The 4,792-nt window shown below is 65.8% G+C and carries 4 protein-coding genes; all 4 read left to right on the top strand.

The window, feature by feature from the left end; all coding sequences use genetic code 11:
* The first annotated feature begins 138 nt into the window (after positions 1-138).
* Positions 139-1,041, top strand: a complete 903-nt coding sequence (coxB, locus tag BIU91_RS12570) for a cytochrome c oxidase subunit II (RefSeq protein WP_027465265.1) — start codon at positions 139-141, stop codon at positions 1,039-1,041.
* A gap of 11 nt (positions 1,042-1,052) precedes the next feature.
* Entirely contained in the window at positions 1,053-2,789 is a 1,737-nt protein-coding gene (ctaD, locus tag BIU91_RS12565; RefSeq protein ID WP_071405721.1) for a cytochrome c oxidase subunit I, read from the top strand.
* 4 nt (positions 2,790-2,793) lie between these two features.
* Positions 2,794-3,210: a cytochrome c oxidase subunit 4 gene (locus tag BIU91_RS12560; protein WP_027465267.1), complete on the top strand. Its 417-nt coding sequence runs from the start codon at positions 2,794-2,796 to the stop codon at positions 3,208-3,210.
* Positions 3,211-3,368: 158 nt separating this feature from the next.
* Entirely contained in the window at positions 3,369-4,742 is a 1,374-nt protein-coding gene (locus tag BIU91_RS12555) for a glucose-6-phosphate dehydrogenase (protein ID WP_071405720.1), read from the top strand.
* The last annotated feature ends 50 nt before the right edge of the window (positions 4,743-4,792 follow it).

The raw sequence follows: 4,792 nt of genomic DNA, 5'->3' as shown, positions 1-4,792 counted from the left end.
CGCGAGCGGTACCGAGCTGCGAGTAAGCTAGGAGTGTTCCAATCAAGCTGGGAGCCAGCCATGCGCCGCCTTCGTGCGGCACGCCGTCGGACTCGACGGGCTGACCTCCGAAGCTCACGTCTTTTGCGAGAGGTAACAGTGCGTTCGAATCGCCGTATACGTTGGGCGGCCGTCCCGGTGGCCGTCGGTCTGGTCATCGCACTGGCTGGCTGCACGCAGCAGCAGATGAACGGATGGCTCCCCGGCACGGAGGAGACGAAGAACGTCACCAACCACACGAGCCGCATCGTCGGCCTGTGGACCACCAGCTGGGTCGTTCTCCTCGCCGTCGGTCTCATCGTCTGGGGCCTGATCATCTGGGCCGCGATCGTCTACCGCCGCCGGAAGGGCCAGACCGGCCTGCCCGTGCAGATGCGGTACAACATGCCGCTCGAGATCTTCTACACGATCGTGCCGCTGATCCTCGTGCTCGGCTTCTTCGCCTTCACCGCGAAGGACCAGGCCGCGATCGAGAAGCCCTTCGCCGACCCGGACGCCACCGTGCACGTGTACGGCAAGCGCTGGGCGTGGGACTTCAACTACATCAACAAGGACAACCCCGAAGAGAGCGTCTACTACCAGGGCATCCAGGCCCAGGAAGAAGAGAACGCCAACGGGGCGATCGACGAGTCGCAGCTGCCGACCCTCTACCTGCCGAAGGGCAAGAAGGTCGCGATCGAGCTCTCCTCGCGCGACGTCGACCACTCCTTCTGGGTCATCGACTTCCTCTACAAGAAGGACATGCTCCCGGGCAAGACCAACTGGGAGTACTTCATCCCGGAGAAGCTCGGCACGTACCAGGGCAAGTGCGCGGAGCTCTGCGGTGAGTACCACTCGCTGATGCTCTTCCAGGTGAAGGTCGTCACGCCGGCGCAGTACCAGGACTACCTCGACACCCTGAAGGACCAGGGCAAGGTCGGTCTGCTCGGTGACGAGTACAACACCAACACCAACGAACCGAACAACAAGGCGCCGGTCGAGGCGTCTAGCGAGAACAAGTAGGGGCTCGTCAGATGACAACGTCACTCGTCGGCCAACCGACCCAGACCTCGTCGCCGGACTTCCAGGCGTCGAAGGTGGGTCGGAAGGGCAACATCGTCGTCCGGTGGATCACCTCCACCGACCACAAGACCATCGGGTACATGTACCTGATCGCGTCGTTCATCTTCTTCCTGCTCGCAGGCGTGATGGCCCTCGTGATCCGTGCCCAGCTCTTCGAACCCGGCCTGCACGTGGTCGCGACGAAGGAGCAGTACAACCAGCTGTTCACGATGCACGGCACGATCATGCTGCTGATGTTCGCGACGCCACTGTTCTCCGGCTTCGCGAACGCGATCATGCCGCTCCAGATCGGTGCGCCCGACGTCGCCTTCCCGCGACTCAACGGCTTCGCCTTCTGGCTCTACCTGTTCGGCTCGCTCATCGCGGTCGGCGGCTTCCTCACCCCGCAGGGCGCTGCCTCGTTCGGGTGGTTCGCCTACGCGCCACTGAGTGACACGACGTTCACACCAGGGCTCGGCGGAACACTCTGGGTCTTCGGGCTCGGCATGACCGGGTTCTCGACGATCCTCGGCGCGGTGAACTTCATCACGACGATCATCACGATGCGTGCCCCGGGTCTGACCATGTTCCGCATGTCGATCTTCACGTGGAACACCCTCGTGACGGCGCTCCTCGTCCTGATGGCCTTCCCGGTCCTCGCGACGGCGCTCTTCGGCCTCGGGCTCGACCGCGTGTTCGACGCACAGATCTTCAACCCGGCCAACGGCGGGGCCCTGCTCTGGCAGCACCTGTTCTGGTTCTTCGGGCACCCCGAGGTCTACATCATCGCGCTGCCGTTCTTCGGCATCGTCTCCGAGGTCTTCCCGGTGTTCAGCCGCAAGCCGATCTTCGGGTACAAGACCCTGGTCTACGCGACCATCTCCATCGCGGCACTCTCGGTCACGGTGTGGGCGCACCACATGTACGTCACCGGCGGAGTCCTGCTCCCGTGGTTCTCGCTCATGACGATGCTCATCGCGGTCCCGACCGGCGTGAAGATCTTCAACTGGGTCGGCACGATGTGGCGCGGTTCGGTCACGTTCGAGACGCCGCTGCTCTGGGCCCTCGGCTTCCTGATCACCTTCACCGTCGGTGGTCTGACCGGTGTCATCCTGGCGTCGCCGCCGCTCGACTTCCACGTGTCCGACTCGTACTTCGTCGTCGCGCACTTCCACTACGTGGTCTTCGGAACCGTCGTCTTCGCGATGTTCTCCGGCTTCTACTTCTGGTGGCCGAAGTGGACGGGCAAGATGCTCAACGAGCGTCTCGGCAAGATCCACTTCTGGCTCCTGTTCATCGGGTTCCACACCACGTTCCTCATCCAGCACTGGCTGGGCGTCATCGGCATGCCGCGTCGCTACGCGACCTACCTGCCGAACGACGGCTTCACCTGGATGAACCAGCTGTCGACGATCGGCTCGATGATCCTCGCGATCTCGTTCCTGCCGTTCATCTTCAACGTCTACGTGACCGCCCGGAACGCACCGAAGGTCGCCGTGAACGACCCGTGGGGCTACGGCCGCTCGCTCGAGTGGGCGACCTCCTGCCCGCCGCCGCGCCACAACTTCACGTCGATCCCGCGTATCCGTTCGGAGTCCCCGGCCTTCGACCTGAACCACCCCGAGGCCGGTGTTCCGATCGGTGTGGGTCCCGCGAAGGACGCCCCCGATGCCCCGACCTACGACGCCGCGAAGGGCGAGGTGAAGTAACGCCATGCGCGCGAACACCAACCTGTTCTGGATCCTCTTCGGGTTCTTCATCCTGGCGGACGCCGCCTACACCACGTGGGCGATGATCTACTACGGCGAGCCCGAGTGGGTGGGCACCGTCGCGATCGGCCTGACCGGCCTGATGTCGGCGTTCATCGCCTTCTACCTCGGCAAGGTCATGTCGTCCCAGGGCGGGGTCCTGCCCGAGGACCGTCCCGACGCCAACATCGAGGACGGCGATGCCGAGCTCGGGCACTTCAGCCCGTGGTCCTGGTGGCCCATCCTGCTGGCCGCCGCGGTCGCCGTGTGCTTCCTCGGCGTGGCCGCCGGCCTGTGGATCGTCCCGATCGGGCTCGTCCTGGTGGCGATCACCCTGGTCGGCTGGGTCTACGAGTACTACCGCGGCAACTTCGGGCACTGACCCGGCGCTGCAGCGCACCTGACACTTCGGGCGGCACCAGAACGGTGCCGCCCGAAGTGCGTCCAGGAGACGAACTCCGGTCCCGATCCGGAACAAACGGGCCCGCCCGCGACTTGACTGGAGCGGACCTCCAACCACAGCGAAAGGAGTCACCTCAGGTGACCGACAAGCGCACCCTCATCATCTTCGGCGCGACGGGCGACCTCGCCTCCCGCCTGCTCCTGCCGGGCCTCGGCACGTTCCTGCAGAGCGGCCGTGCCGTCCCCGTGCAGCTGATCGGCACGGGCCGCAGCGAGCGCAGCCCCGAGAAGTGGAAGGACATCGTCACGCAGTCCTTCGCGTCGCAGGACGTCAAGGGGCCGGAGGTCGACGCGACCATCGAGTCGACGCAGTTCATCCAGGGCGACCCCACCGACCCGAAGCACCTCGAGGCGCTCCTGGCCGCGGCCGACTCCGAGCCGATCCTGTACTTCGCGCTCCCGCCGCAGATCGCCTCCGACATCTGCGAGGCGCTCGAGCACGTCGAGCTCCCCGAGGGCACGACCCTCGCCTTCGAGAAGCCCTTCGGGACCGACGTCGCCAGCGCCCAGGCACTCAACGAGACGGTGCTGAAGCTGGTCCCGGAAGAGCGCGTGCACCGCACCGACCACTTCCTCGGCCGCACCACTGTCCTGAACATCATCGGTCTGCGCTTCGCGAACCGCCTGTTCGAGCCCATCTGGAACGCCGACAACATCGAGAAGGTCGACGTCTTCTACGACGAGACCCTCGGGCTCGAGAACCGCGCCCAGTACTACGACGAGGCCGGGGCGATGGTGGACATGATCCAGTCGCACCTGCTGCAGATCCTCGGCATCGTGACGATGGACGCCCCGGCGGACATCGACGCGGTCGAGTTCCGCTCGTCCCTGGCCCGGGTGCTCCGTTCGACCCAGCTGAAGGGCGGCGACCCGAAGATCGCGTCGCGTCGCGCCGTCTACACGGCCGGCACGATCGACGGCAAGGAGCTGCCGTCGTACCAGGACGAGGACGGCGTCGACAAGTCGCGGAGCACCGAGACGCTCGCCGAGATCTCGGTCGAGGTCGACACGGCCCGCTGGAAGGGCGTTCCGTTCACGCTGCGCTCCGGCAAGGCACTCGGCAACAGCCGGAAAGAGGTGCTGATCACCTTCAAGCCGGTCACCCGCCTGCCCTCCGGCCTGAGCGGTCGCCCGAAGGCGGACACGCTCCGCATCGTCCTGAACCCGGACGAGATCGAGCTGACCGTGTCGGCCAACGGCGGTGGCAACCCGTTCGAGATGGGCCAGGTAACCCTGTCGTCGTCGTTCAGCGACGGCGAACTCACCCCGTACGGCGAGGTCCTGAACGGCATCTTCCACGACGACCCGCTGCTCTCCATCCGCGGTGACGTGGCCGAGCGCTGCTGGGAGATCGTGGAGCCGGTCGTCGCCGCCTGGAAGGCCGACGAGGTCCCGCTCGAGGAGTACCGCGCCGGTTCGCGCGGCCCGGCGGACTGGGAGTCGTCGTCCTGACGGACGCGCTGCTGACGTCCTGAACGGACGCCCTGACGGACGGGAGGCCC

The organism is Curtobacterium sp. MMLR14_002 (assembly GCF_001864975.1).
Taxonomy (GTDB): Bacteria; Actinomycetota; Actinomycetes; order Actinomycetales; family Microbacteriaceae; genus Curtobacterium; species Curtobacterium flaccumfaciens.
Note: the sequence above shows the minus strand (reverse complement) of the source record. Positions and strands in the feature narration are given on the sequence as shown.

Excerpts from the sequence above, each read along its gene's own strand:
- BIU91_RS12560 (WP_027465267.1), top strand. The coding sequence starts at position 2,794 with ATGCGCGCGAACACCAACCTGTTCTGGATCCTCTTCGGGTTCTTCATC.
- ctaD (WP_071405721.1), top strand. The coding sequence starts at position 1,053 with ATGACAACGTCACTCGTCGGCCAACCGACCCAGACCTCGTCGCCGGAC.